The sequence below is a fragment of the Streptomyces sp. NPDC104313 genome, assembly GCF_055583985.1.
This window is the reverse complement of the sequence record NZ_JBVJMW010000015.1, coordinates 77258-100996: the sequence shown is the minus strand read 5'-3', so window position 1 is coordinate 100996 and position 23739 is coordinate 77258. Positions and strand designations below refer to the sequence as shown.

Below are 23739 nucleotides of genomic sequence, written 5' to 3'. Positions count from 1 at the left end.
GCCGACGGTGTCCTCGCGCCTAGTGTCGGAACGGTGATGGAAACGATCGTCCTCGACATCGGCGAAACCCTCGTACGCGACGACCGGCACTGGGCGTCGTGGGCCAACTGGCTCGGCGTACCGCCGCACACGCTCAGTGCGCTGGTGGGCGCGGCCGTCGCCCAGGGCCGCGAGGCCACGGACGCGTTGCGCGTCCTGAGGCCCGACATGGACGTCGAGGAGGCCTGCCGCGCGCGGACCGCCGCCGGGCGCGGAGAACACCTCGACGAGTCGGACCTCTACCAGGACGTCCGGCCCGCGCTGGCCGATCTGCGGGCCGCGGGCGTCCGGGTCGTGGTGGCGGGGAACGGCACGGTCCGGGCCGGGGAGCTGCTGCGGGGCCTGGACCTGCCCGCCGACCTGGTGGTCACCTCGGACGAGTGGGGTGTGCGGAAGCCGGACGCGGAGTTCTTCGCGCGGGTGGCCGAGGTGGCGGGCGCGGCCCCGGTGGCGACGCTGTACGTGGGCGACCACCCGGCCGAGGACCTGTTCCCGGCCGCGGCGGCGGGGATGCGGACGGCGCATCTGCGGCGGGGGCCGTACGGGCACTGGTGGGCGGAACACCCGGATGTGGTGGAGACGGCGGACTTCCGCGTCGACGCGCTGACGGAGCTGGTGGGGCTGGTGGGGGTGAAGGAGGCCACTGTCCCGGGGGCATCGGACGTGTCGCCCGCGTCCGCCGCTTCGCCCGGCGAGGGGGCGAAGGGGGTACGGCGCGGAGCGCTGAGGTCGGTGCGCTAGAAGTCGTCGCCGCGAAGGACTCCGGGGGTACGTCCCTCGGCCTACAGCATCGCCGCGTGCTCGGTGTCGTGGCCCTCCCCGAGTTCGCAGAGTACGTGTCCGGCTTCCGGGCGGTGTCCGGGGACCGGCCGGGCGACCACGTGGTCCGGGGGAGGCAGTAACGCGACGGCGGTGCACTGGTTCATGGGGACAGGTCACCCTTCGGGGAGTCGCCTGACAGGAGCCGCTCCGCGATCAGGTCGCCGAGCGGGTCGGTCACGTCCCAGGAGTGGGGTGCGGGGTGGTGGTCGGAGAAGGAGCACTGGCGCACGATGTCCGTGTCGAGTCGGCGCAGGAGTGCGGGGCACCAGGGCACGGTGTCGGCCCGGTGGGTGCGTTCGGGTCCGTCGCCGGTCCAGAAGAACCACAGGGCGGGTGAGTCGGGTGTCCGGCCCGGCCGGAGGAAGGCGGCGTGTTCGGCGTGCGGGCCGGGATGCCCGCCGGCGTGCTCGCCGAGTTCGCACAGGACGTACGGCTCCGGGTCCTCGGGGTCGTCCACCCCGGGGGCGAGGAGCCGGAGCACGGCATCGGGAGGCAGAAGCGTGACGGCGGTGCACTGGAGCACGGTGTTCAACTCCGGTTCGGATGGCGGGACTACCGGTCGGCCGGGTGGCCACGCCACCCGGCGAGCGTCAGGCTGAGCCCGACGGCGGGATCGAGAACGGTGAACAACGCGGGAAACCCCGCCTCCAGGGCCCGTATCGCCTGGTCCTGGTGCGCGCCCTCCGTGGCCCAGCGACGCAACTCCTCGGGCGCGCCCGAGCCGTGGAAGCGGACCGGACGCACGTCGCCGGTCGGCAGCGTCACGGAATCGGTCACGGCAGGCAGCCCATGGCAGTTGGCCAGGCGCAGCGCCTGCCGCCGGAGCCAGAGGAGGACGAGCCGCCGGTTCCGTACGAGGACGACCCCGCCGAGCGAGGCGAGGCGCTGCCCGTCGGACAGGGTGCCCTCAGCCGCGTAGACCGCCGCGCGCGTCATACGGACCGCCCGGGTCCGCCGTGCCGGATCAGCTCCCGCAGACGTTCGGCCGCCGCCTCGACCTCGGCCACCACGGCGGCACGGTGCGCGAAACGATCCTGGATGGCCGCGTCCAACTCGGCGCAGAACAAGGCCCGGTAGGCGGGATCGGACTCGATGCGCACGAGTTCGGCGAGCGGCGGGGCGGCGGCCCGGTGCGGGCGTCGGGCGAGCCGGACCCGTAACCGGGCGAGGGGGCCCGGAGTCACAGGACCTCACCCCGGCTACGGGCGTTGAGCCGCGCGGTACGGGCGCGAAGCTGCTCTATCAGGACTGCGGGCCGCACCTGGCCCGGCTCGGCCTCCCACTCCGCGCCGCCCCCTACGGGCCGGAGCGACCAGTAGGGGCCGGCGACCCCACGGAACTCCCCTACGCGGTCGGCGCGGCTGGTGTCGACCAGGAGGGTTCCGAGGGCAGGGGTGGGAGTGCTGGAGGGCGTGGGTGTATTCGGGCGTACGTTCTCGCCGTACATCGATCGCTCCTCTCCGTAGCCGTTTGGCTACCGGGGCGATTCAGCGTGACCTAGGGTCGAAATGTCTTCAACCTGCGAGTTTCGCTCAGAGAGTTAGGGCTTCGGCATGGTGAACCGCAAGCAGCTCGATCCCGACGATCCGGATGTTTCCTTCGGCTTGCAGTTGAGGCAGGCCAGAGACGCGCGCGGCTGGACGCAGGACGAGTTGGCCGGACGTATGGGGTGCTCGGGGACGCATATTTCGGCCGTGGAAACTGGTCGGCGCTCTCCGACTCCACGCTTCGCGAGAAGTGTTGACAGGGCGCTGGGGACCGGGGAGAAGTTCAGTCGCATGGTCCAGGCGATGAAGGACCTGACCATGCTGGAGGGCTTCCCGGAGTACGTGCGCTACGAGGGCCGGGCGGTGGAGATCAGGCTCTACGAAGTCGGGATCATCCCTGGACTGTTGCAGACGCCCGAGTACGCACGGGTCCTGGCCGACAGCGCCGTACGGCGGGGAGCGATCACGCCGGAGCAGGCCGACGATCGGGTGGCCTTCCTGGCGGAACGCCAGGCGGCATTGTTGCGGCCGAATCCACCCATGCTCTTCGTGACCATGGACGAAAGCTGCATTCGCCGTCCGGTGGGAGGCCCCGCCGTCATGGATGCCCAGCTGGACCTGCTGATGAAGTTCGCCGAGCTCCCCAACACCCTGCTTCAGGTGGCCCCGTACGAGATCGGTGAACAGCGGACGTTCGACCTGCCGGTCAACATTCTGACGCTGCCGGACCGGTCCGTGATCTGCTACGCCGAGTCGCAAACCCTGGGGCATCTTGACCGGGAAAGTTCGTTCGTCCTCCCCATGTTGACGGCCTACCATCAACTTCAGGGCGCGTCGCTATCGCAGACGGCGTCTGTGGCCAAGATCAGCCAGTTGCGAAAGGGCACCCAGTGACGACCGAATCCCCCCGATGGTTCAAGTCCTCGTACAGCAACAATGGCGGTAACTGCATCGAGGTCGCCGCCAACCTCGCCGCCACACGCGGCACCGTCCCCCTCCGAGACTCCAAGGTCGTGGACGGCCCCGTGGTCACTGTCCCCGCCACCGCCTTCGCGGCATTCATCGCGGGCGTCCAGGGCGGGACGTTCGACACCATCTGACGAACAGAGCAACCGGATGCCCCACCCTGCCCCGCACGGTGGGGCATCCTGCTGTTCGGAGAGAAGGGGCGCTCTTGGGGGGACCGGGCACTCCGTCCGGGAGGCGGACCTCGCAGGCCGGGACCCGGTGGTGGACGACGTAAAGGTGCGTGAGGGGGCTGCGGCGGAGTACGCCTGCGGCGCCTGACCGCCCCGAGGCCCTCTGGTGCCCGGCCCACGGCATCGTGCATGGTGGTGCCTCCTACGCGAAGGGGCACCCGTGATGCCTGAATCCCCGTGCTGGATCACGTCCTCGTACAGCAACAACGGCGGTGCATGCATCGAGGTCGCCGCCAACCTCGCCGCCACGCGCGGCACCGTCCCCGTCCGAGACTCCAAGGTCACGAACGGCCCCGTGATCGCCGTCCCCACCACCGCCTTCGCGGCGTTCGTCGCAGGCGTCCAGGGCGGGACGTTCGACACCATCTGACGAACCGAGCAACCGGATGCCCCACCCTGCCCCGCACGGTGAGGCATCCTGCTGCTCGGAGAGAAGGGGCACCCGTGATGCCTGAATCCCCGTGCTGGATCACGTCCTCGTACAGCAACAACGGCGGCGACTGCGTCGAGGTCGCCGCCAACCTCGCCGCCACGGGCGGCACCGTCCCCGTCCGAGACTCCAAGGTCACGAACGGCCCCGTGATCGCCGTCCCCGCCACCGCCTTCACGGCGTTCGTCGCAGGCGTCCAGGACGGAACGTTCGACACCGTCTGACGAACCGAGCAGCAGGGGGCCCCACCATGCGTGCCATGGTGGGGGCCCCTGCTGCTCGGCCGACGACGGGGATTCAGGAAACCCCTAGTCCCCCAGCACCGCCTGCATCACGCTCTTCGCGATCGGGGCGCCGAGCCGGCCGCCCGAGATGTCGGAGCGGGAGATGTCCATGTCCGTCGGGTCGATGAACACGGCGACCGCGACCGAACGGCCGTCGTCCTTCTTGCCGTAGCTGACGAACCAGCCGTACGGGACCTCGTCGCGGACGTTGACGCCGCGCTGGGCGGTGCCCGTCTTGCCGCCGACCGTCACACCGTCGATCAGGGCGCGCTGGGCGCTGCCCTCCTTCGCGGTGTGCTCCATCATCTCCTGGACCTTCTTCGCCGTCTCGGACGAGACGGCCTGGCTCATCTCCTTCGGCTCGTTCTTCTCCAGTGTGGAGAGGTCCGGGCCGCGCAGCTCGTCGACGATGAAGGGCTGCATCAGCTTGCCGTCGTTGGCGAGGGCGGCGGTGACCATCGCCATCTGCATCGGGGTGCTCGTGAGGCTGCCCTGGCCCATGCCCGTGAGGGCCGTGCCGGGCTTGTCGAGCTTCGGCGGGTAGAGGCTCTTCGTGGCGAGCAGGTCGCCGAACTCCTCCGCGTACACGTCCTCGTTGAAGCCGAACTTCTCCGCCGTCTCCCGCATCCGGTCCTCGCCCAGTTCGGACGCCGCGTCGAGGAAGACGTTGTTGCAGGAGTACTGCATGGCGGTCTTCATCGACGCCTTGTTGCACAACCCGTCGCCCGCCTCACTGCCGATCTTGTTGGTCGAGAGCGGCAGGGGATACGGCGAGACCGCGTCCGTCCGGGCGTCCACGTCGGTGACCACGCCGTGCTCCAGCGCCGCCGCGGCCGTGAGGATCTTGAAGGTGGAGCCGGGCGGGTAGGTCTCGCGTAGCGGGCGGTTGGCCAGCGGCTTGGCCTTCTTCTTCTCCAGCGCCGTGAAGCGGTCGCTCTCCTTGAACGAGATGCCGGCGAAGGCCTCGGGGTCGTACGAGGGCGTGGAGACCAGGGACAGCACCTTGCCGGTGCGCGGGTCCAGGGCGACCACCGCGCCCCGGGCGCCCAGGTCCGTCAGGCCCTTGTAGGCCGCCTTCTGCGCCTTGGCGTCGATCGTGGTGATCACGTCGCCGCCGCGCCGGGGCTGTCCCGTCAGGACGTCCTTGGCGTGCCGGAAGGCGAACCGGTCGTCCTGGCCGCTGAGGACGCTGTCGTAGGTCCGCTCCAGCAGCGAGGTGCCCCGGGACTGGGAGGCGTACCCGGTGACGGGCGCGTACATCGCGCCGTTCTTGTTGGTCCGGAGGAACGCGTAGTCCCGGCTCTCGGTCTCCTTCGATCCGGTGATCGCCTTGCCGCCGACGATGATGTCGCCGCGCGGGGTGGAGAACCGTTCGAACCGCACCCGGGCGTTGTTCTCGTGCTGGGCCAGCTCCTGGCGGTCGACGTGCTGGAGCCAGTTCGCCCGCAGCAGCAGGGCCAGCACCAGCAGCCCGCAGAAGATGGCTATGTGCCGCAACGGCCTGTTCATTCCACTCCCAACCGGGCGGGCTCCGGTCCGCACGGCGGGGTGCCCGCCGACCGGGCCCGCGTATGCGTTCCCCGGTGAGTAAGGATGCCTTGTGGGCGTGCCCGGTTGCACGGGCGGTCCCGCACGCGGGCCCGAGCGATCCATCTCACAGGGCCCGCGCGGCCCTCCTCAGAGGTAACGCGCGGCCCTGCTCGAACCTATCGCGCGGCCCTGCTCAGAGGTACGCGGCGTAGTCGTCCAGCGTCCGCAGGACCTCCGGTTCGTCCGCCGGGGGCAGCTGGAGCACGACCTCGTCGATGCCCAGATCCGCGTAGTGGGCGAGCTTCCCCGGGCTGGGCAGCACCGCGTACGGCACCACCTGGAGGTCCTTCGGATCGCGCCCGGCCTCTGCCCAGGCCGTCCGCAGCTTCGGCAGGGACTCGGTGAGGCCCCCACCGCCGATGGGCAGCCAGCCGTCCGCGTACTCCGCGATGTGCGCGAACAGCTTCGGGCCCGCCCCGCCGCCGATCAGGGTGCGCGGCCCGTTGACCGGGCCGCGCGGCCGCTGGGCCGGCTTGGGGTGCGCCTCGCTCGCCCGTACCGACCCGAACGCGCCCTCGTATCCGGTCGGCTCGTCCGCCCACAGGGCCCGCATCAGGGCCATCCGGTCCCGCCCCAGGTCCCGGCGCGTCGACCACTCCACCCCGTGGTCGGCCGCCTCCTCGACGTTCCAGCCGTAGCCGACGCCGAGGGTGAACCGGCCGCCGGAGAGGTGGTCCAGGGTGGCCGCCTGCTTGGCCAGGCCGATCGGGTCGTGCTGGGCGACCAGGGTGATGCCGGTGCCCAGGGCGAGGCGCTCGGTGACGGCGGCGGCCTGGCCGAGGGCGACGAACGGGTCCAGGGTGCGGCCGTACTCCCGGGGCAGCTCACCGCCCATCGGGTACGGCGTGCTGCGGATCACCGGAATGTGCGTGTGCTCGGGCAGATACAGCCCGCCGAACCCCCGCCGCTCCAGCTCGCGGGCGAGCCTGACCGGGGTCACCGTCTCATCGGTGAGGAAGATCGTTGTGGAGATCCGCATCGAGAACACCTCCGTCGTCCGTCAGCGCGTCATGGGTGCGAAGGGCCAAGGTATGCCGTACGACAAGGAAATCCGAGACCGTCGCCCGTGCGCGGCGGGATCGGACGGAGAGGAGTTGCGATGGGGCCGGGACTGGGACCGGGGCTGGGGTACTTCCTGTTGCCGGCGGGCGGCGCGCTGAGCCTGACCGGGGTCGTCACCGGCAGCGGCACGCTGATCAGCCTGAGCTGGATCATGTGGGTGCTCGGGATCCTGCTGCTGTTCCGGAGCCGTTCCCGCCGCCCCGTCGATCCGCGCAAGCTCGTGGCGGCGGCCGCGGCCGGGGACGCCCGGGCCGTACGGGGGCTGCGGGCGCTCGCCCTGACCGCGCGGGCGGAGGGGCGTCCCGACGCGGCCGAGCGGCTGCTGCGGCAGGCGGTGAAGGCCGGTGACGTGGAGTCGATGTGGGAGCTGGGCCGCCTGGTCGAGCAGCGCGAGGGGCCGGCGGCGGCGGAGCCGTGGTTCCGGATGGCGGCGGAGGCCGGGCACGCGGTGGCCAGGAGGCTGTTCCGGCCGGGCGGCCCGCTGCACCCGGACGGGGCGGACCCGGCGCCGTAGGCCCCTCCGCGCAGCGACGGGGCCCCTCCGCGCGGTGACGCGGAGGGGTTGCCGTGACACCTGCTCACCGTGGCCGGCCGCCGGCGGGCCGATTCCGGCGCGCTACGCGCGTCGCAGCGCGACCTCCCTCGTCAGGAACGCGAGCCGGGCCGTCTTCTCCGGCTTCACGATCTCCGGGCCCAGCTCGAATCCGGCCCGGCCCATCCGGGCGAGGGCCTTCTCGTTGCGGGCGTCGGGCTCGACGACGATCCGCAGGTGGGCCGGGTCGCTGAAGACGAAGCCGATGAACGCGGTGAGGAGGGCGTTGGTGTACCCGTTCACCGTGCCCTCGCTCTCGGCGGGCGCGATCAGCAGGTGGATGCCGAAGTCGCCGGGCCGTACGTCGTAGCACTCGCCGACCGGGTCGGCGTCCGGCTCGTACGTCTGGAAGAGCGCGGCCGGGACCCCGTCGCGCAGGGCGAGGTAGGCGTGGTGCGTGGCGAGCGAGTCCACGAACTCGTATATTTCCAGCACCTGTTCGCGGGTGTGGCCGCCCATGCCCCAGAACCGCGCCCGCTCCGCGGTGACCCAGCCGTGCAGCAGGTCCAGATCGGCCGCGGGGTCGACGGGCACCAGGCGCACCGTTCCGAAGCCCTCGACCTTCTGCTCGTGGACGGCTGCGCGAAGGGCGGGAACGGCGGGTTCGGCGGTGGGTTCGGCGGTGGGTTCGGCGGCGGTCATGGCGGGGGTCTCCTCCGGGTGGCGGATCATCGGGTGCAGCAGGTTCCAGTCCGTGACGACCGGGATGAGCTCGCCCCGCGCCCACCGGGGCGTCTGGTCGCGGTGGTGGGCGGCTCCGGGGACTCCGGACGCGCCGAACGGGACCACCCACCGGCTGTCCTCGCGGCGGGCCAGGTCCCAGACGTAGCGGGCGGCCGGGCCCCGGGCGAACAGGTCGGTGACGCCGGGGACGGCGGAGGTCGACAGCACGCAGTCGTGGTCGCCCGCCAGCCCCGGCCGGGCCTCCTCGTCGGGCGCGGGCTCCGGCAGGGCCTGCCAGGGGGACAGCCGGTGCAGCTCGCCCCACGGGTCGGGCGGCGTCTCCTCGGCCGCCGCCGCGACGGTCTCGGCCGAGGCCGCGACCACCGCCAGCCGGTCCTCGTACGGCAGGAGTCCGACGCCGAGCAGGCTCTCCAGCGCGTAGCCGATCCGGGGGACGGCGGCGAGCCAGGGGCGGAAGAGTTCCGGGTACGCGGCCGAGCGCCACGGGTCGTCCGCTCCCGTGACGCCCTTCAGGGCGGGGTGGCCGGCCAGTCGGTGGACGACATCGGTGCGCAGGCGGGCGTAGAGGGTCGCTTCGGTGCTGTCCGCGTCCATGTGGCGGTCCCAGCGCAGCAGCCGGTCCCGGAGCCGTTCGGCGGCGGGACCGAGACCGGGGGCCCGGGCCAGCAGGGACAGCAGCGGGCGGGACGAGGCGAGGTGGGTGTCGGTGTGGACGGCGGCCATGGCGGCGGGCGACCAGTCCGTGCGGGCGGCGAGCAACTCCCTTATGCGGCGGGCCCGGTGCTGGGGCGCGAACTCGACGCCGAGCGGGGCGGCGAGGCCGCGTTCGTTGGCCATCACGGCGATCCCGCCGGGGCCGTCCACCTCGGTACGGGGCAGGGGGGCGGTCTCACCCTCGCGCCAGCCGTACGCGGGGTCCTCGGCCGGGACGACCCGCAGCCGGTTGACGTCCGGGCGCACGGGAACGCGTCCGGCGACCCGGTGCAGGGTGCCCCCGGCGGTGTCGGCGGCCAGGACCACGTTGACGGGTTCGACCCAGCGGTCCAGCGCGGCGTCGAGATCGGCGACCGTGCGGGCCCGGAGCAGCGCGGGCAGCACCTCGAAGCCCAACTCGCCGGTGACGCGCGGCAGGTGACGCAGGCTGATGGAAGGGCGCTCGGTGGAGGCGCCGAGGGAAGCATCGACGGAGGCGTCGGCATCGTCATCGGCGTCGGCGTCGGCGTCGGCGGGTGGGGACGCGACAGCGGGTGCGCCCCCGTCCGGGCCTCCGATGATCACCGGCCCCCGGTCCGTCTCGATCACCTCGACCGTCTCCGGGTCCGCGCCCGCCACCTCGATCGTCTCGGTGTGGGTGTGGGCCCGGTACCAGCCGTCCGGGCCGAGCGCCTCCACCCCGCCGTCCGGGGTGCGGCGCAACTGCTCGCGGTAGAGGTCCTGGTAGTCGGCCATGGCGTTGGTGATCGCCCAGGCGACGCCGCCGGTGTGCCCGAAGTGGGCGATGCCGGGGACGCCGGGGACCGCGAGGCCGACGACGTCGAACTCGGGGCAGGCGAGCCGGATCTGCTGGTAGACGCCGGGGGCCTCGATGAAGCGGTGCGGGTCGCCCGCGAGGAGCGGGGCGCCGGTGGCGGTGCGGGCGCCGGTGAGCAGCCAGCCGTTGCTGCCCGCGGTGCCGGGGCCGTCGGTCGCGAAGAGGTTCAGCTGGTCGTCGCCGAGCCGGCGGGCGACCTCTTCGCGCCAGAGTTTGGTCGGGAAGCCGGCGAACAGGATGTGTGTGGAGAGCCAGACGCCGAGTGGGGTCCAGGGCTCCCAGCGGCCGGGGGCGAGGCCCACCGCGGCGAACTCGGGTGTGTGGGCGGCCCCTTCGGCGAGTCCGTCGTTGACTCCGTCGACGTACGCGGCCACCCAGGCGGCGGTCTCCGGCGCGAGGCGGTCGAAGCAGCGGCGGGCGGTGTCGGCGAGCCGGGCCCGCCGGGCGAACCGGTCCCAGCCGACGGCCTCCGCACCGAGGAGGGAGGCGCCGGTGCCGAGCGACCGGTGCCGCTCGGTCTCCAGCTGCCAGGCCCGGTCGAGGGCGGTGGCGTACCCCTGGGCGCGGGCCAGCGCGAGGGCGTCGGCGGCCCGCAGGTGCGGTATCCCCCAGTCGTCCCGGAACACCTCGAAGTCGTCGCGGGACGCTGCCGCGTCGCCCCGGAACGCCTGGGAGCCGCCGTGCGCGCCCGCGCCCGGTCTCTCACTGCCGACGCCATTGGTCATCGTTTCACCCATCCCCTGCTTCCGGTGGTTTTCAGCCACTCCCCAGCCCCCGGAACTTAGGTTAACCTAACCTAAAGCGACCCTTCGGGCAGTAGGCCGGGGCGCCGGGGCGAGGCAGGAGACACCGTGGGGCATGGCTGGGAAGGCGTCGTTCTCAAACTGTTCCGGGGGCGTGATTTCACGTTCACGGTGACCGGCACGGAGCAGGTCACCGCCCGCTTCCACCGGGTGCGCGTGACCGACGGCGGGCTGCTCGCCGCGACCGGCGGGGCCCACCCGACGATGTGGGTGCGGCTGTGGTTCGAGAAGGACGGCAAGCCGCACCAGCGCGCCTACACCCTGGTCGACCCCGACCCGGAGGCGGGCACGTTCAGTCTGGAATTCGCCCTGCACGAGGGCCCCGCCTGCGACTGGGCGAGGACCGTCGGGGTCGGCGGAACGATCGACGCGACCCTCCAGGGCACCGGCTTCACCCTGCCCGACCCGGCGCCCTCACGGCTCTTCGTGATCGGTGACGCGGCGGCGCTGCCCGCGATCAACTCCCTGCTGGAAGCGATCCCGTCGACCCCGGCGACGATCTGGTTCGAGACCGCGCACGAGGAGGACAGGAAACTGCCGCTCCGCCTCGACGAGGCCCACCACACCCTGCACCACGTGGAGCGCCGCGAGGCGGGCGCACGGCTCGTCACCGAGGTGAAAACGGCCCTGCCGGAGCTGCTGGGCGAGGACCACACGGACGCGTACGTCTGGGTCGCCTGCGACACGGCGACCACCCGGACCCTGTCGGCGTACCTCCGCAAGGAGCTGGGCCTGCCCAAGGACCGCGTGCACGCGTTGGGTTACTGGCGGCCGTAGGGCTCCGGACGCTCGGGCGGGCGCCCGCCTCGGCGCAGTGCGCGGGTGCACCAGCCGATGATCCAGGCGTTGACCGCCGCCCCGACAAGGACGGCGGCGAAGAACACGACGCCGCGCGCCGGCAGCGCGAGGAACAGGAAACCGGTGGGGGCGGGTGGCGAGGAACAGGAAACCGGCGCGCCGTACCTCGCGTCACGGCCTCGCAGCACAGCCTCGCAGCACGGTCCGTTTTGTGCCGATTCAAATTTTCCCGCGCCGCATGGAAGCCACCTCAGCCGGGCCAGACGATCGCCTGCGTCTCGCTGTAGGCGTGCAGCGCGTAGGAGCCCACGTCCCGCCCCACCCCGCTCTTCTTGAACCCGCCGAACGGGGCCTCCATGTTCCGCCCGACCGTGTTGACGCCGACCCCGCCCGCGCGCAGCCGGCGGGCGATCCGGAAGGCGCGGGCCACGTCGCCGGACCACACGTAGTCGATGAGGCCGTAGTCGCTGTCGTTGGCCAGCGCCACGGCTTCCTCCTCGTCGTCGAAGGGGACGACCACGACGACCGGCCCGAAGATCTCCTCGCGGACGACCCGCATGTCCGGGGTGCAGTCGGCCAGCAGCGTGGGGGCCACGTAGAAGCCCCGGTCCAGGTTGCCGGGCCGGACGCCGCCCGTGACGACCCGCGCGCCCTCCTTCCGGCCCAGCTCCACATACGCCTCGACGCGGTCGCGGTGGGTCGCGGAGATGACCGGGCCGACCACGGTGGCCCGGTCGCGGGGGTCACCGACGGTGAGGCGGTTCGCGTACGCGGCGAGCGCGGCGATCAGCTCGTCCTGGCGGGACCGGTGGACCAGGACGCGGGTCGGAGCCGTACAGATCTGTCCGCTGTAGAACGAGAACGTCGTGCCGATGCCCGCGACGGCGGAGCCCAGATCGGCGTCTTCGAGAACCAGGGCCGCCCCCTTGCCGCCCAACTCCATCAGCTGCCGTTTCATCCCGCGCCCGCACACCTGCGCGATGCGCTGCCCGACGGCGGTGGAGCCGGTGAAGCTGACCATGTCGACGTCCCCGGAGTCCACGGCGGCCTCCCCGGCCTCCGCGCCCGACCCGGTGACGACGTTCACGACGCCCGGCGGAACGCCCGCCTCCGCGAGGGCGGCGGCCATCCGGTAGACGGAGAGCGGGTCCTGCGGGGCGGGCTTCACCACGACCGTGTTGCCCATCGCGAGCGCCGGCGCGATCTTGCCCGCCGGGTTGGCCCAGGGGTTGTTGTACGAGGTGACGCAGGTGACCACGCCGACCGGCTGGCGTACGGCCAGCGCCCCGAAGACCCCGGCCCGCCCCATCGGCCCGGCCTCGTTGATCTGGGGCGCGACGGCCTCCTCGACGGGCTCCAGGGCCCCCCTCGCGTACCGCCGGAACCGTGCGACGCCCACCGCGACCTGCATGCCCCGGGCGGTGGAGGCGGTGGCCCCGCTCTCCCGCCGGGCGATCTCGGCGTGGGCGGCGAAGTCCCGCTGGATCAGGTCGGCCGCCCGGTCGAGGATCGCGGCGCGCTCCTCGGGCCGGGTCCGCGACCACGGACCGAACGCCTCGCGCGCCGCCGCCGCGGCCTCGTACACCTGGGCGCGGCTCGCCTCCGGGGCGAGGCCGACGACCTCCTCGGAGGCGGGGTCGATCACCTCGTAGTGGCCGCCGTCGGGCTCGGTCCACTCCCCGCCGATGAAGAGGCGCCCGGGTTCGGGGCTCGCACCGCCGTGGGGGCTCTCGGGTCCGGGGCTCACGCGGTGCTCACCGTCCGGGTGTCGCGGCCCGAGCGCAGCACCGTCCCCGGCACCGCACCCGTCACCTTGTCGTCCCGCAGGGTCTCGATCCCGTTGACGCGTACGGAGACGATCCCGATGGCCTTGGAGTCCAGGCGCGGGCTGTCCCCGGGCAGGTCGTGGACGAGGGTGGCGGGCCCGGCGTCGATCCGCTCGGGGTCGAAGAGGACGAGGTCGGCGTGGAAACCCTCCTCGATCCGGCCGCGCTCGCGCAGCCCGAAGAGCCGGGCGGGGTCGTCGGTGAGCATCTTGACGGCGGCGGGCAGCGGGACGAGCCCGCGCCCGCGCAGACAGTCGCCGAGGAAGCGCGTGGTGTACGGGGCCCCGCACATCCGGTCCAGGTGCGCGCCCGCGTCGGAGCCGCCGAGCAGGACGTCCTCGTGCTCCCAGGTCCGCTGCCGCAGCACCCAGGAGTCCGGGTCGTTGTCGGTGGGCATCGGCCACAGCACCGTACGCAGGTCGTCGGCGGCGCAGATCTCGACCAGGCAGTGGAAGGCGTCCTGGCCGCGTTCGGCGGCGATGTCGTTGACGACGCGCCCGCCGAGCCCCTCGTTGGCGGCGCTGTAGGTGTCCCCGATGACGTACCGGCCGAAGTTCGCGAGCCGGCGGAAGACCCCGGCCTCCTTGCTGTCGGCGCGGCGCAGCATCTCGGCGCGGGTGCCGGCGTCCCGGAGGCGTTCGATGCGCTCGGGGACGGGGAGGGCGAGGATCTCGCCCCAGCCGGGGATGAGGTTGAGGGCGCAGAACGTGCCGAGCGACATGTTCATGGGCGTCAGGATCGGCATGGTGAGGGCCACGATCCGGCCGCCCGCGCGGCGGGCGCGTTCACTGGGGATCAGCTGGCGCGGTACGCGTTCGGGGACGGCGGCGTCGATGGTGAGGACGTTCCAGTTGAGCGGGCGTCCGGCGGCGGCGGTCATGTCGACGAGGAGGTCGATCTCCGCGTCGGAGAACTGGTCCAGGCACCCGGCGACGATCGCCTCCAACTGGGTCCCCTCGTGCTCGCCGACCGCTCGGGAGAGGGCGAGCAGTTCCTCGGGCCGGGCGTGCCGGGAGGCGACGGGCTCGCCGTCGCCGTCGGCGTGGGTGGCGGACTGGGTGGTGGAGAGCCCCCAGGCCCCGGCGTCCATCGCGTCGTGGAAGAGGGCGAGCATGGCGTCCAGTTGCGCGGGGGTGGGCTGCCCGCCGACCGCGTCGGCGCCCATGACGTGCCGGCGCAGAGCGCAGTGCCCGACCATGAACCCGGCGTTGACGGCGATGCGCCCTTCGAGGGCGTCGAGGTACTCGCCGAAGGTGGACCAGGTCCAGTCGACGCCGTCCTCCAGCGCGGCGAGCGCCATCCCTTCGACCCGCGACATCATCCGCCGGGTGTAGTCGGCGTCCTCGGGCCGGTCGGGGTGGAGCGGGGCGAGGGTGAACCCGCAGTTGCCGCCCGCGACGGTGGTGACGCCGTGGTTCATGGAGGGGGTGGCGTAGGGGTCCCAGAAGAGCTGGGCGTCGTAGTGGGTGTGCGGGTCGACGAAGCCGGGGGCGAGGACGAGCCCGTCGGCGTCCTCGCTGGTGACGGCCTCTTCGGTGATCGTCCCCGGCTCGGCGACGACGGCGATCCTGCCCTCGCGGATGCCGACATCGGCGATGTGGGCGGGGCCGCCGGTGCCGTCCACGACGGTCGCGCGGCGGATGAGGTGGTCGAGCATGACGGTTCCCTTCTCGGGGTGCCTTCTCCGGCTCGGGTGGGACAGCCGGGGCGCGCACGCTTACGGCCGCGGTGCGCACCCCGGCTCATCTGGGCGACGGTCCGGGAAGACGCCGCCCGGCCATGGGAGGGGGTCCCGCCGGCGCTTGAGGCGAGTCCTTTCAGCCCCTCCGGCGTTTGAGGAGCGGGGTCCGGGGCGGAGCCCCGTGCGGGTCCGGGGCGGAGCCCCGTGCGTGAGGGCCCGGGGCGGAGCCCCGCGAGGTCAGCCCGCGGCCCGGAACCGCGAGGTCCGATGCACGGGATCCGTATCGATCCGCGGAATCACATGCTCCCCGATCAGCCGAATCGAGTTCATCGTGTCCTCGGGACTGATCCCGATCGGCAGCCCGAAGCTCAACTGGTCCGCCCCGGCCCGGTCCCACCGCCGGCACTGCTTCAGGACCTCGTCGGGATCCCCGCAGATCATCAGCTCCTCCGCGATGAGCAGCTCCACGATCTCCTCGGTGTACTCCGGCAGCAGCTGCGGCCACTCCGGGATCCCCTCCGGCCGGGGGAACGTGTCGTGGTAGCGGAACAGCAGCGACTGGAGGTAGTTGAGCCCGCCGCCGACCGCGATCTCCACGGCCTTGGCATGCGTCTCGGCGCAGATCGCGGTGGAGGTGACCATCACGTTGTCGTTGACGAACGCGCCCACCGGCTCGGCGTCCTTGACCGCGTTCTTGTAGGACTCGACGACCCACTCCATGTCGGAGACCTTCTGCACGCTGAAGCCCAGCACGCCGAGGCCCTTCTTCCCCGCCATGGCGTACGAGGACGGCGACCCGGCCGCGTACCACATGGCCGGGTGGGACTTCCCGTACGGCTTCGGCAGGATCTTGCGCGGCGGAAGCGACCAGTGCTTGCCCTGGAAGCCGACGTACTCGTCCTGGAGCCACATCTTGGGGAACTCGGCGATCGTCTCCTCCCACAGCTCCTTCGTGTGGTTCATGTCGGTGATGCCCGGCATGAACCCGAGGATCTCGTGGCTGCCCGCCCCGCGCCCGGTGCCGAACTCGAAGCGCCCTTCGGAGAGATGGTCGAGCATCGCGACCTTCTCGGCGACCTTCACCGGATGGTTGACGGGCGCGAGCGGGTTGAAGATGCCGGAGCCGAGGTGGATGCGCTCGGTGGCGTGCGCGAGATAGCCGAGGTACACGTCGTTGGCGGAGAGGTGCGAGTACTCCTCCAGGAAGTGGTGCTCGGAGGCCCAGGCGTACTTGAAGCCGGACTTGTCCGCCTGGATGACGTACTCGGTCTCCTCGATCAGCGCCTTGTGCTCTGCCTCGGGGTCGACCTTGGCACGCGCGGCGGGCACGTACCCCTGAACAAAGAGCCCGAATTCCACGGAGGTTCACCGTCCTCTGAGTTCTTCCGAAATCACCTGACGGACCGTCAGATTGCGATGCGACCGACTGTTCCACCGCCGCCGCGAGGCGTCAATACCTGACACCTCGTCAGCTGATGCCTCGGTCCGTGCGCCAGAAGGGGCTGACCCCGGCCGGCCCCGTCAGAAGGGGCTGACCCCGGCCAGCCACCCTCCGTCGACGACGAACGGCTGCCCGGTGACGTACGAGGAGTCCGGGCCGGTCAGGAAGAGGACCAGCGCGGCGACCTCCTCCGGCCGGCCGATCCGCCCCATCGGCACGAGCTTGCGGTAGTACGCGTCCAGCGCGGCGCCGGACGTCAGCGGGTCGGCGTCCGCGTCCAGCAGGGCCGGGTTGGTCATCGCGGTGTCGACGGCCCCCGGACACACGGCGTTGACCCGGATGCCCTTCCCCGCCAGCTCCATGGCGGCGACCTTGGTGAGCCCCAGCACCGCGTGCTTGGTCGCGACGTACGCGCCGATCAGGGGCATGCCGGTCAGACCGGTGTACGAGGACGTGTTGACGATCGTCCCGCCGCCCGCGGCCTCGATCTCGGGCGCGACGGCCCGTATCCCGAGGAACGCACCCGTCATATTGACCCGCACCACCTGCTCGAACTCGGCCAGCGGGGTGTCGACCAGCTCGTTGAAGCGCAGGATGCCCGCGTTGTTGACGAGCCCGTCGATCTTCCCGAAGGCGCCCTTGGCCATGTCGACGGCGGCGGCCCAGTCCTCCTCGCACCCCACGTCCAGCCGGACGAACCGGGCGACGCCCTCACCGAACTCCTCGCCCAGCTCCTTCGCCAGCGCCTCCCCCTGCCCGACCAGCACATCGGCGACGACGACCCGCGCGCCCTCGGCCGCGAAAAGCCGTGCCTCCTGCTCACCCTGCCCGCGCGCCGCCCCGGTGATCAGGACGACCCGCCCGTCCAGCTTGCCCATAACGCTCTCCCCTACCTGTCGAGATGAGGGGCCACGTCCGCACCGAACGCCGCCATCTGATCGGTCAGTTCGTCCACGCTCCGGCTCCGGAAGCGCACCTGGATCTGGTGCACGCCGATCGCCGCGTACTCCCGCAGCGACTCCGCGAGCACCTCGGGCTTCCCGGTGAGCGTCCGCCGCCCCACGGGCCACCCCGGCTCACCCACGTACAGCGGTTCGGTGATCGCGCCGATGACGATCGGCGCCTCGACGCCCGCCTCCTCCCGCAGGGCGTGCACCCGGGCGATCCCCGCCGGCAGCCGGTCCCGGGGATCGCCCTGCGGCAGCCACCCGTCGCCCCGCACCGCGGCCCGGCGCGTGGCGGCGGGCGAGGAGCCGCCCACCCAGATCGGCACCCGTTCCTGGACCGGCCGGGGCCGCTGCCCGAGCCCGCTGAACGAGAACCGCTCCCCCGCGAACTCCGGGTACTCCTCGGGCCCGAGCGCCGCCCGTAGTGCGTCGATGCTCTCGTCGAGGACGCGCCCGCGCCCGTCGAAGTCCGCCCCGACCGCCTCGAACTCCTCCCGTACGTGCCCGGCCCCGACCCCGAGGATCAGCCGCCCGCCGCTGAGGTGGTCGAGGGTGGCGTACTGCTTGGCGGTGATCAGCGGATGGCGCAGCCCGACGACGGCGACATGGCTCATCAGCAGCACACGGCTCGTGACCCCGGCGAGAAAGGCGAGCGTGGCGACGGGGTCGTACCAGACGGTGCTCATGCCTTCCGCCAGCCGACGCGGGATGGCGACGTGGTCGCAGCCGGCGATGTAGGAGAAGCCGCCGCGATCGGCGGCGCGGGCTGTGCGGACGAGATCGGCGGGGGTCGCCGCCGCCTCCCAGGGTTCCGCGTAGATGACGCTCTGCGACTGGATCGGCAGCTGCATCCCGTAGGACAGCGGCCCGCTGGGCAGTATCGGCACGGCGGCCTCCTTCCCCTCCGGCCCGGGACGGTACCGCCCCGGGTGACGGCCGCCATCGTCATACCTGACGACTCATCAGACAAGGGGCGGGGGTGCATCGGGGCGCATCGGGGCGCATCAGCGGCGAGGCACCGATGAGCTTCCCGCCCGGTGACGGTCATGAGTGGTAGGCAGGACATTCCGAGCGACCGGGGCGGCCCGGCGCACGCGACACGCGGCGCGCGCCGCGTCAGCAGAGCGAGGGAACAGCCATGACAGCTTCCACCGACGACAACACCGGCAACGCCACTGGCGCTGCGGACGCCACTGGCGCTGCGGGCACCACGGGCGCCGCGGGCATCACGGGCCTCGGGGTCATCCTCGGCAGCACCGACTCCGACGCACTGATCGCGTGGTACCGCGCCGCACTGGAGCCTCTGGGCGCCCGCTGGGCGGAGCACTTCCTGATCGTCGGCCCCGGCGCGATCATCGGATTCGACCAACGGGACGACCTGGCGGACAAGGCCACCGAACCGGGCCGGCAGCTGATCAACCTCACCGTGCGTGACATCCATGCGGCCGAGCGGCACCTCGACTCCCTGGGAGTGACCTGGGTGCGGCCGGTCGAGGACACCGGGGGCGGCTGGTTCTTCTCCACGATCGTGGACCCGGCCGGCAACTACATCCAGATCCTCCAGGGACCCGGAACTCCCTGAACGTACGCTGTCCGTAATGCCGTTGACCACAACCCTTAGGGTCGAGCCATTCGGACAAGGGGAGTTCAGGAAACATGCCACCAACAACGTTCCGTATCGCGGGAGATCTGACCGTGGGGCGGCTGGGCTTCGGCGCGATGCACCTGCCCACCGTGAAGCCCGAGGACAGGGAGGCGGCCGTCGCCGTGGCCCGCCGGGCGGTCGAGCTGGGCATCACCCTGATCGACACGGCCCACTTGTACGGGGCCGGGGCCAACGAGGAGGTCCTTGCCGAGGCGCTCCACCCCTACCCGAAGGACCTCCTGATCACCACGAAGGTCGGGTGGGCCCGCTCGCCCGAGACGGGCGAATGGGCCCTGGACGGCCGCCCCCAGGCCCTCCGCGACCAGGTGGACCACGCCCTGCGGCGCCTCCGCGTCGACCGCCTGGAACTGCTCCAGCTCCACCGCATCGACCCGGAGACCCCGCTCGCCGACCAGCTCGGCACCCTGCGGGACCTCCGCGACGAGGGCAAGGTGGGCCGGATCGGCCTCTCCGAGGTGACGGTCGCCGAGCTGGCCGAGGCCCGGGAGATCGTCGGCATCGCGAGCGTCCAGAACCGCTACAACCTGACCGACCGCGAACACGAACCGGTCCTCGCGGCGTGCGAGGCGGCGGGCATCGCGTTCCTGCCCTGGCGCACGGTGGCCTGGGGCAAGGCGGGCGACCGCGCGGAGGTGGCGGCGGTGGCCGCCGAACTGAACGCCACCGCCACCCAGGTCTGCCTGGCCTGGCTGCTGGACCACTCCCCGGTGATGCTCCCGATCCCGGGCACGTCCAGCGTCGCCCACCTGGAGGAGAACACGGCGGCGGCGGACCTCGTGCTCACTCCGGAGCTGCGGGCGCGGCTGGACGGGGTCGGGGAGGACACGTGACCTCGGCAGGAGCCGATACCGGGGGATGCCCGGCGGCGGTGTGACAGCGGACAGCGGCCGGTTGTCTCACCTCCCGGGCTCGCCGGAGACGGTCACCAGGTCCCGAACGGCCTCCTCCGGATCGGCGGCGGGCCAGTTTTTCACGGTGCGCTGCTCCCTGGACGAGTTCGGTCCTGTCACATGAATCCGCTCACCCACCACCGACAACGCCATGCCCTGCTACAGCACCGAGCCGGGAGCGGCGGCGAGCGCGGACCAAGGTTGGGGTGCGAAACGGACACGAAGCAGCCCCTGCCGCGCGCGAGGCAGGGGCTGCTCGGTACCGTCCAGGCCGCTGGGCGAGCGTCTCCTACAGTGCAGGTGAGCCGCTACCGGGGCACATCTCCGTTCCGGTTCCGCCGGCCTGGTGGCTGGTGGTCGGGGTGCCCGGCGCGCTGCCGACGCCCGCGCCGCACACGGGGCAGTAGCCCTCGGCGAGGGCGGGGTCGAACCGGTGGCCGGGGGTGGCGTGACTGCACATATCAGTTCCTCCTCGGTGGGGTGGTGCTGACAGGTGGTGCACTTGCGCCCCGGCCCGGTCACCCGGGCGGGGAGTCTCTACGCCTTCCGCACGAAAGCTTTCGACCCGTTGTGGAACGTCACGGTCATGCCGAGGTTGTCCGGGCGCTCGCCCTCGCGGGTCGACCAGCGGGTGATGCTCGCGATCTCGCGGGACTCGGACCGGCTGATCACCGCGGCCAGCCATGCCTCCGGGCTGTCGCCGGGCTGGGGTTCGGGGCCGGCGGGGAGCGGGTCGTACTCGACTGGGGTGTCGGCCATGTCGTGCTTCTCGCCGTCGGTGAGCTGTCCGATGATCTGCCACCGGGATTCACCTCCGGCGGCGACGATGACGAGACCGAACGGGAACCGGTTCTCACCGGCCTCGGCGGCCGTCTGGACGCGGGTCACGCCGGGGGTGTTCTTGGCCAGGTCGAGGACGTAGTCCTGGAATCGCGCGGGTCGCATTTGTGATCATTCCTTCCGTGGCGGCCGGGTCAGTCTAGGCGGGGTGGCCCGGTGCCTGGGCGGGACGAGCGCAGGCGAGACATCACGCCAGATCAGCGTCGCCCCGTGCTCAGGGCAGTAGGCACCGGTGTCGTCCTCGACGGGGAAGTTGTGCGCGCCGCCGTCGGCGTAGCACCTCGTCACCGGCCGGGCGTCTTGCTCGGGGCACTCGCACGCGGGGAACTGATCCGAGGCCTCGGGCCGTTCGAGCGGGACGGCCTCGGCCTCCTCCTCAGTCACATCGACCCGAACACTCCTTGAAGAAGCACAGCATGGCTTGACAATTCCTCGGGATCTGGCCCAGCACTCCCGACGACGGATCTCCCACCATCTGGCTGGAGGAGACGACCAGCGACCTGATCATCCAGTCCTGGGAGGCGGACGAGGAGACCGTCCGGGCGGAGCAGGAAGTCGGTTCGGTTCCATAGATCCAGAAGCCTTCCATCGGCCGGCGCTCACGGGACGATGCCGATATTGTCCCGCGCGGCGGACCGGGGCAGCCAGCTACCTGACCGTTACCGCTCCGAGCGAGATGGCCTCCTACGCTGCGACCTTCTGCGAGAGTCCTCTAGGCCGACGCCAAGAGCAGCCTGCCCGCCCACCACACCCCGAGGAGCGACCCGATGAAGCAGCGCGTCCGCGCCATCCTGATCACCCCCGACGACACCATGCTCCTGATCAAACGCATCCGCCCCGGCATCGCCGCCTACTGGGTCGTCGTCGGCGGGGGCGTCGAGGAGTCCGACGCAAGCCGCGAGGAAGCTTTGCTGCGTGAGATCCGGGAGGAGATCGCCGGTGAGGCCGAGATTCTCCGGCCGCTCCACCAACTCGTGAACCGGGCCGGCGAGCCGGAGTTCTTCTACGTCGCCCGGGTCACGAAATGGAACTTCGCCGAACGTGGCGGCCCCGAGTTTCAGCAGGAGGGCCGCGGCGAGTACATCCTCGACGAGATTCCCCTCACCCGGCCGGCCATCGCAGCCCTCAACCTGCTGCCCGAAGAGATCTCCACCGTGCTCTGCGAGGCGCTCGACTCCGGTGAGCTGCTCAACTCGCCGTAACTTCAGCGGCGTACTGGCCACTCCTGGGGCCAGCAGCTCACGACAAGCCGGGGCAGGCACCGTAAGCCCCGGCCTAGGAAATGATCCAGGCGGGGCTTGGCCGTCAGCGTTGCCTAGAGGGAGCCGTCCCGTACGGCGATGACGAAGGCCTGCCACTGTGCCGGGCCGAAGGTGTGCGCACTCAGGGCGCGGTCCTTGGTGTCGCGAACCGCGTGACGGCCGGAAGCCAAGAAGGCATGCTCGACGCAGCCGTTGTTCGACCCGCTGTACGTGCTTTTGTGCCAGCGTGCACGTTCAAGCTCGGTCTCCGAACTCCGGGGAGCCGATTCCTCGATCATGATCTGGTGTCCTCGGTGAGGTTGTGAATGTACTGCCGGGAAGCGGTGGGTGACAGCGCCGCAGCAGTCAATTCGTCCCACGCCTTGATGTACGCCTGCACATCAGGCCGCTGCTCCAGCAACGTACCACCGGTGATGTGCTCCAACCACGTCACTTCCACCGGCGGATCAGCTTGCAGTCCGAAGACGGTGAACGGTGCGTACTGCTCCATCGGTAAGGCGGAGTTCAGCGGCAGCACCTGAATGCTGACATTCGACGCCGCACCCACTTCCAGCAGATGGGCCAGCTGCCCAACGACCAGATCCGGCCCACCGCCGATGCGGTGCAGCGCTGGAGCGTCGATCACGGCACGGAGCCGGAAGCCGAGCCTGTTGTCCAGCAGTTCCTTGCGCTTCATCCGGGTCGCGACGAGCGAATCCACCTGGTCCGCCGGAGACGCGACCTCGTACAGGTGGCGCATGTACGCCTCGGTCTGCAGCAACCCCGGAATGACCATCGGTTCGAACGTGCGGACCGCCTGCGAGTCCGCCTCCAACATCAAGTAGTCCTTCAGCACGTCGTGCAGGAACGGCCCCTGCCCGGTCCACCAGTCGACCTTGTGGATCTCCTTCGCCAGCCGCTTCAGGCTGGCTCGCTGCCGCTCGTCCTCCACTCCGTAGAGGTTGAGGAGGGTCGTCAGGTCGAGCGGGCGGATGCCCCGCTTGCCGTTCTCGATCTGGCTGATCTTGGGCTGCCCGCACTCCAGCGACTCCGCCGCGTCCTGGACCTTGAGGCCGGCGTTCAGTCGTAGCTGTCGCAGTTCACCGCCGAGTCGGCGGCTCCGCATCGTGGGCATGTCGCTCTGGGCCATGGCGCCATCTTGAAGGCCAAGTTCGCGCAGGCACAACACACTTCAGAAACTTGCACCCTCTCGGATGACATGGTGAAGGAATACTTGCCTAAGTGATGCCTCGCGCGGCACCATCCCTCCCGTGACCGAACGCGCCCGATCGATCACGAGCTGTTGACCAGTGGTGCGCTACTCACTTCGCTCCGGAGGAACCGATGGCCGTCACCCCCACCGCCGAACCCGCCCCGCCCGACTACCACCAAGAACTCGTCGCCCGCCCCGAAACGCTCGCGATCATGCGGCGCATCGTCAGCGCGCACCTGGACCTGTGGGACCTGCGGGAACTCAGCGACGCCGCCACGCTCTGCGCCCACGAGCTGCTGACCAACGTCATGCGGCACACCGGGTCGCCGCTCTGCACGATCACGCTCCGCCGCAGGCTCGACGGCGTACGCGTCACCGTCAGCGACTCCGACACCCGGCCGCCCGAACGCCGCGACCCCGAGTGGAGCGAGGAGAGCGGGCGCGGCGTCCTCCTCATCGCCGCGCTCGCGGCCCAGTGCGGCACGGTGGTGCGGCGGGACGGCAAGGACGTCTGGGCCGACATCCTCGCCACTACACCCTCGTGCACCGCGTGAACAGCACGCTGCCGCGCGCCTATGGGTGTCACGCGGACACCTCGGGGTACGCATACGAACTGCCCGCCCACGAGGGGATCTGGCGCTGGACGGCGTACCAGGTCTCCGCCCTCCACCAG

The 23739-nt window shown here is 71.4% G+C and carries 30 protein-coding genes; 11 read left to right on the top strand and 19 right to left on the bottom strand.

Annotation, left to right across the window (positions count from 1 at the left end):
* The first annotated feature begins 36 nt into the window (after positions 1 to 36).
* Entirely contained in the window at positions 37 to 780 is a 744-nt protein-coding gene (locus ACZ60Q_RS29150; protein WP_469640573.1) for an HAD family hydrolase, read from the top strand.
* Between the two features lie 41 nt (positions 781 to 821).
* Here the strand turns inward: ACZ60Q_RS29150 and ACZ60Q_RS29145 are convergent, their stop codons facing one another.
* Genes ACZ60Q_RS29145 through ACZ60Q_RS29125 form a run of 5 tightly spaced genes read right to left on the bottom strand, consistent with a single transcriptional unit; the run spans position 822 to position 2308 of the window.
* A complete protein-coding gene (locus tag ACZ60Q_RS29145; protein ID WP_469640587.1) occupies positions 822 to 965 on the bottom strand; it encodes a hypothetical protein in 144 nt (47 codons plus the stop codon).
* Positions 962 to 1384 (bottom strand): hypothetical protein, encoded by a 423-nt coding sequence (locus tag ACZ60Q_RS29140; RefSeq protein WP_469640439.1) that lies wholly within the window; start codon positions 1382 to 1384, stop codon positions 962 to 964. Before ACZ60Q_RS29140 ends, ACZ60Q_RS29145 begins: the two co-directional genes overlap by 4 nt.
* Positions 1385 to 1413: 29 nt before the next feature.
* Positions 1414 to 1797 (bottom strand): hypothetical protein, encoded by a 384-nt coding sequence (locus ACZ60Q_RS29135; RefSeq protein ID WP_469640437.1) that lies wholly within the window; start codon positions 1795 to 1797, stop codon positions 1414 to 1416.
* A complete protein-coding gene (locus ACZ60Q_RS29130) occupies positions 1794 to 2045 on the bottom strand; it encodes a hypothetical protein (protein ID WP_469640435.1) in 252 nt (83 codons plus the stop codon). Before ACZ60Q_RS29130 ends, ACZ60Q_RS29135 begins: the two co-directional genes overlap by 4 nt.
* Entirely contained in the window at positions 2042 to 2308 is a 267-nt protein-coding gene (locus ACZ60Q_RS29125) for a hypothetical protein (protein WP_469640433.1), read from the bottom strand. The genes ACZ60Q_RS29130 and ACZ60Q_RS29125 overlap by 4 nt, the downstream gene beginning before the upstream one ends.
* Before the next feature lie 106 nt (positions 2309 to 2414).
* Between ACZ60Q_RS29125 and ACZ60Q_RS29120 the strand changes: the two genes are divergently transcribed.
* The 4 genes from ACZ60Q_RS29120 (at position 2415) to ACZ60Q_RS29105 (ending at position 4201) form a co-directional block, all read left to right on the top strand.
* Complete coding sequence (locus tag ACZ60Q_RS29120; protein ID WP_469640432.1) at positions 2415 to 3242, top strand: helix-turn-helix domain-containing protein; 828 nt, start codon at positions 2415 to 2417, stop codon at positions 3240 to 3242.
* Positions 3239 to 3448 carry a DUF397 domain-containing protein gene (locus ACZ60Q_RS29115; RefSeq protein WP_469640430.1) on the top strand — a complete coding sequence of 70 codons (210 nt, stop codon included), beginning with the start codon at positions 3239 to 3241 and terminating at the stop codon, positions 3446 to 3448. Before ACZ60Q_RS29120 ends, ACZ60Q_RS29115 begins: the two co-directional genes overlap by 4 nt.
* Before the next feature lie 259 nt (positions 3449 to 3707).
* The gene (locus ACZ60Q_RS29110; protein ID WP_469640428.1) at positions 3708 to 3917 is read left to right on the top strand and encodes a DUF397 domain-containing protein; all 210 of its coding nucleotides are present in this window, start codon (positions 3708 to 3710) and stop codon (positions 3915 to 3917) included.
* 74 nt (positions 3918 to 3991) lie between these two features.
* Positions 3992 to 4201 (top strand): DUF397 domain-containing protein, encoded by a 210-nt coding sequence (locus ACZ60Q_RS29105; protein ID WP_469640426.1) that lies wholly within the window; start codon positions 3992 to 3994, stop codon positions 4199 to 4201.
* Positions 4202 to 4285: 84 nt separating this feature from the next.
* Here the strand turns inward: ACZ60Q_RS29105 and ACZ60Q_RS29100 are convergent, their stop codons facing one another.
* Together ACZ60Q_RS29100 and ACZ60Q_RS29095 are read right to left on the bottom strand one after the other, a co-directional pair.
* Positions 4286 to 5770 (bottom strand): peptidoglycan D,D-transpeptidase FtsI family protein, encoded by a 1485-nt coding sequence (locus tag ACZ60Q_RS29100; RefSeq protein WP_469640424.1) that lies wholly within the window; start codon positions 5768 to 5770, stop codon positions 4286 to 4288.
* A gap of 214 nt (positions 5771 to 5984) precedes the next feature.
* Entirely contained in the window at positions 5985 to 6830 is an 846-nt protein-coding gene (locus tag ACZ60Q_RS29095) for an LLM class F420-dependent oxidoreductase (RefSeq protein ID WP_469640423.1), read from the bottom strand.
* Positions 6831 to 6950: 120 nt separating this feature from the next.
* On the opposite strand from ACZ60Q_RS29095, the gene ACZ60Q_RS29090 reads away from it, so the two are divergent.
* Positions 6951 to 7427 carry a sel1 repeat family protein gene (locus ACZ60Q_RS29090; protein ID WP_469640421.1) on the top strand — a complete coding sequence of 159 codons (477 nt, stop codon included), beginning with the start codon at positions 6951 to 6953 and terminating at the stop codon, positions 7425 to 7427.
* 102 nt (positions 7428 to 7529) lie between these two features.
* Here the strand turns inward: ACZ60Q_RS29090 and ACZ60Q_RS29085 are convergent, their stop codons facing one another.
* On the bottom strand, positions 7530 to 10445 hold the full coding sequence (locus ACZ60Q_RS29085) for a GNAT family N-acetyltransferase (RefSeq protein WP_469640419.1): 2916 nt from the start codon (positions 10443 to 10445) through the stop codon (positions 7530 to 7532).
* A 126-nt stretch (positions 10446 to 10571) separates the two neighbouring features.
* On the opposite strand from ACZ60Q_RS29085, the gene ACZ60Q_RS29080 reads away from it, so the two are divergent.
* On the top strand, positions 10572 to 11300 hold the full coding sequence (locus tag ACZ60Q_RS29080; RefSeq protein ID WP_469640417.1) for a siderophore-interacting protein: 729 nt from the start codon (positions 10572 to 10574) through the stop codon (positions 11298 to 11300).
* Here the strand turns inward: ACZ60Q_RS29080 and ACZ60Q_RS29075 are convergent.
* The 6 genes from ACZ60Q_RS29075 to ACZ60Q_RS29050 form a co-directional block, all read right to left on the bottom strand.
* Positions 11285 to 11509 (bottom strand): SCO4225 family membrane protein, encoded by a 225-nt coding sequence (locus ACZ60Q_RS29075; RefSeq protein WP_469640416.1) that lies wholly within the window; start codon positions 11507 to 11509, stop codon positions 11285 to 11287. The genes ACZ60Q_RS29080 and ACZ60Q_RS29075 overlap by 16 nt on opposite strands.
* Before the next feature lie 62 nt (positions 11510 to 11571).
* Positions 11572 to 13068 carry an aldehyde dehydrogenase family protein gene (locus tag ACZ60Q_RS29070; protein WP_469640414.1) on the bottom strand — a complete coding sequence of 499 codons (1497 nt, stop codon included), beginning with the start codon at positions 13066 to 13068 and terminating at the stop codon, positions 11572 to 11574.
* The gene (locus ACZ60Q_RS29065; RefSeq protein WP_469640412.1) at positions 13065 to 14804 is read right to left on the bottom strand and encodes an N-acyl-D-amino-acid deacylase family protein; all 1740 of its coding nucleotides are present in this window, start codon (positions 14802 to 14804) and stop codon (positions 13065 to 13067) included. Before ACZ60Q_RS29065 ends, ACZ60Q_RS29070 begins: the two co-directional genes overlap by 4 nt.
* A 261-nt stretch (positions 14805 to 15065) precedes the next feature.
* A complete protein-coding gene (locus tag ACZ60Q_RS29060) occupies positions 15066 to 16187 on the bottom strand; it encodes an LLM class flavin-dependent oxidoreductase (RefSeq protein WP_469640410.1) in 1122 nt (373 codons plus the stop codon).
* Positions 16188 to 16349: 162 nt separating this feature from the next.
* Entirely contained in the window at positions 16350 to 17147 is a 798-nt protein-coding gene (locus ACZ60Q_RS29055) for an SDR family NAD(P)-dependent oxidoreductase (protein ID WP_469640408.1), read from the bottom strand.
* Between the two features lie 11 nt (positions 17148 to 17158).
* Complete coding sequence (locus tag ACZ60Q_RS29050; protein WP_469640406.1) at positions 17159 to 18103, bottom strand: LLM class F420-dependent oxidoreductase; 945 nt, start codon at positions 18101 to 18103, stop codon at positions 17159 to 17161.
* 251 nt (positions 18104 to 18354) lie between these two features.
* Here ACZ60Q_RS29050 and ACZ60Q_RS29045 point away from each other — a divergent pair, with 251 nt between their 5' ends.
* The gene (locus ACZ60Q_RS29045) at positions 18355 to 18798 is read left to right on the top strand and encodes a VOC family protein (RefSeq protein ID WP_469640404.1); all 444 of its coding nucleotides are present in this window, start codon (positions 18355 to 18357) and stop codon (positions 18796 to 18798) included.
* A gap of 74 nt (positions 18799 to 18872) precedes the next feature.
* Entirely contained in the window at positions 18873 to 19712 is an 840-nt protein-coding gene (locus ACZ60Q_RS29040) for an aldo/keto reductase (RefSeq protein WP_469640402.1), read from the top strand.
* 349 nt (positions 19713 to 20061) lie between these two features.
* On the opposite strand, the gene ACZ60Q_RS29035 is transcribed toward ACZ60Q_RS29040, so the two are convergent.
* The 3 genes from ACZ60Q_RS29035 to ACZ60Q_RS29025 all read right to left on the bottom strand — a co-directional run bounded on the left by ACZ60Q_RS29035 (position 20062) and on the right by ACZ60Q_RS29025 (position 20996).
* Positions 20062 to 20232 (bottom strand): hypothetical protein, encoded by a 171-nt coding sequence (locus tag ACZ60Q_RS29035; protein ID WP_469640401.1) that lies wholly within the window; start codon positions 20230 to 20232, stop codon positions 20062 to 20064.
* A 77-nt stretch (positions 20233 to 20309) separates the two neighbouring features.
* Complete coding sequence (locus tag ACZ60Q_RS29030) at positions 20310 to 20717, bottom strand: hypothetical protein (protein WP_469640399.1); 408 nt, start codon at positions 20715 to 20717, stop codon at positions 20310 to 20312.
* 6 nt (positions 20718 to 20723) lie between these two features.
* Entirely contained in the window at positions 20724 to 20996 is a 273-nt protein-coding gene (locus ACZ60Q_RS29025; RefSeq protein ID WP_469640397.1) for a hypothetical protein, read from the bottom strand.
* A gap of 383 nt (positions 20997 to 21379) precedes the next feature.
* Between ACZ60Q_RS29025 and ACZ60Q_RS29020 the strand changes: the two genes are divergently transcribed.
* Entirely contained in the window at positions 21380 to 21814 is a 435-nt protein-coding gene (locus tag ACZ60Q_RS29020) for an NUDIX domain-containing protein (protein WP_469640395.1), read from the top strand.
* A 113-nt stretch (positions 21815 to 21927) separates the two neighbouring features.
* Here ACZ60Q_RS29020 and ACZ60Q_RS29015 read toward each other — a convergent pair whose 3' ends face one another.
* Positions 21928 to 22152 carry a DUF397 domain-containing protein gene (locus ACZ60Q_RS29015; protein WP_469640394.1) on the bottom strand — a complete coding sequence of 75 codons (225 nt, stop codon included), beginning with the start codon at positions 22150 to 22152 and terminating at the stop codon, positions 21928 to 21930.
* Positions 22149 to 23003, bottom strand: coding sequence for a helix-turn-helix domain-containing protein (locus ACZ60Q_RS29010; RefSeq protein WP_469640392.1), 855 nt, complete (start codon positions 23001 to 23003; stop codon positions 22149 to 22151). The genes ACZ60Q_RS29015 and ACZ60Q_RS29010 overlap by 4 nt, the downstream gene beginning before the upstream one ends.
* A gap of 194 nt (positions 23004 to 23197) precedes the next feature.
* Here ACZ60Q_RS29010 and ACZ60Q_RS29005 point away from each other — a divergent pair, with 194 nt between their 5' ends.
* Positions 23198 to 23620 (top strand): ATP-binding protein, encoded by a 423-nt coding sequence (locus tag ACZ60Q_RS29005; RefSeq protein ID WP_469640390.1) that lies wholly within the window; start codon positions 23198 to 23200, stop codon positions 23618 to 23620.
* Positions 23621 to 23739 lie beyond the last annotated feature (119 nt).